Annotated in this window: 1 protein-coding gene; it reads right to left on the reverse strand. The window is 70.5% G+C overall.

Annotation, left to right across the window (positions count from 1 at the left end):
• The coding region (locus ACOV8S_RS29455) for a hypothetical protein (RefSeq protein WP_448321532.1) at positions 1-396 on the reverse strand (396 nt) is incomplete at its 3' end.
• Positions 397-563 lie beyond the last annotated feature (167 nt).

Consider the following 563-nt stretch of genomic DNA (forward strand, 5'->3'; position numbering starts at 1 on the left):
GCGCGAACCCGGGCCGCCGACGTGCGAGAAGGGCTGCGTCCGCCAGTCCAGGCCGGCGGGCAGCGTGAGCAGCAGACCGGTCTCCTGCTCCTGCGGGTCCGTCTCCGCGTCCGCCGCCTCGGCGTCCTCGGCGGCCCGGCCGGTGCCGCTGCACACGGTGAGGCCGAACGGGTTCCACGGCGAGGCGCACAGCGCGTGCTCCGGCAGGACATCCTCGTCCGCCAGAAGGGCGATGGGCTGCGCGCAGTCCGGGCAGACGACCCGGTACATCTCGTAGGCGTCGTAGGCGTCGAACTCGTCGTCCGCGGCGTCCGGTTCGACGCCCTCCGGCTCGGGCTGGACGACCTGCTGGAACTTCCTGGACGCGGAACGGCCAGGGCGCTGAAGACTGTGCATGGGTACTCCCCCTCGGGCTGGGCCGAACGGCTCTGCGGCCTCGACCACAGCAAGCATTTCCCTGCACCCCGGGCAGGTAATCACGTGAACATCATGGAGCCCGGCCAAGAAGTGTGTCCTTCATCACATGGTCATGCGCAAAGGCCACACACCGCCCACCCCCGCCC

This window comes from Streptomyces sp. CO7, assembly GCF_053474865.1.